The sequence below is a fragment of the Oleiphilus sp. HI0067 genome (genome assembly GCF_001635735.1).
Genome location: NZ_LWFI01000554.1, coordinates 1 through 1,011 on the forward strand (window position 1 = coordinate 1; position 1,011 = coordinate 1,011).

General features: G+C 40.8%; 1 protein-coding gene. It reads right to left on the bottom strand.

Annotation, left to right across the window (positions count from 1 at the left end; genetic code table 11):
• Positions 1-1,011: TolC family protein (locus A3739_RS06435; RefSeq protein WP_068500752.1), on the bottom strand; the 1,011-nt coding region annotated here is incomplete at both ends.

Genomic DNA, 1,011 nt, shown 5'->3' on the forward strand with positions numbered 1-1,011 from the left:
AGTTATATTGAGTATCAAAGAAGGCTCTGAGGCTATCAAAAAGCAATTTTTCGGCAGATAGGACATCGCTCAAAGTTCGTTCTCCTAGTTCATAGGCACGTTTTTGTCCTTTGAAAGACTCTTTATTTGCTTGTACGTTTTGTTTAAGCAATATGGCAGATTTAACATTTGCATTGACTTCTAATACGGCTTGTTTGAGATCAAGCTCTGCTTGTTGATAGGTATTGTCAAAATCGAGCTGTGATTGTTGAACTAGGTGCTTAGCTTTTTTTGCCTCAAAGAAACGCTCGCCACCGATAAGGATTGGCAAGTTGAGCGTCACTCGATAACTCGTGTTATCACTATCTCCAGTGGCAGGCAGAACAGTAGAGGATGCGTTATTCGTATCAGTGTATGAGTAGTTTATACCCGCACTGATCGTTGGAGAGAATTTTGATCTTGTCTCACTCAAGCTACTCTTACTTTTTTGAAGTGTTTGATACGCAATCAAAATATCGAAATTGGAGTCTCGCAATTGATTCAGGTAAATCGAAAGGGTGGCTTGATCAATTTCGCTAATCAAAATAGACGGATCAATATCATAGGTTGGGCTTGCACGATAACCGGCATCTTTTTGTAGTTTTGCGATTGCAATATCGATACGTTTCTGTAGATCTACTAACAAAGTGCTCACGCTGCCCACTTTTGCTTGTGCCTCGTATAGCGACGAGCGGGCGGTGTTTCCTGCTTCGACATTTTTACTGACCTGTTGTAAGAGTGCGTTAGATGAATCTAACTCATGTTCTGTTGCGAGTCTGCGGGTGTAAAGCTGAAGGATTTCAAGGTAGTTATTGAAGGCGCTAGAAATAATCTCCTGACGGGTTTGTTCAAACTTGAGCTGTTCAATTGTGTATTCTTGACGTGCTTGGCTGTAGCGAAATTGATCAAGCCACCCTTTCGATTTACCTGAATCAATTGCGAGACTCCAATTTCGATATTTTGATTGCGTATCAAACACTTCAAAAAAGTAAG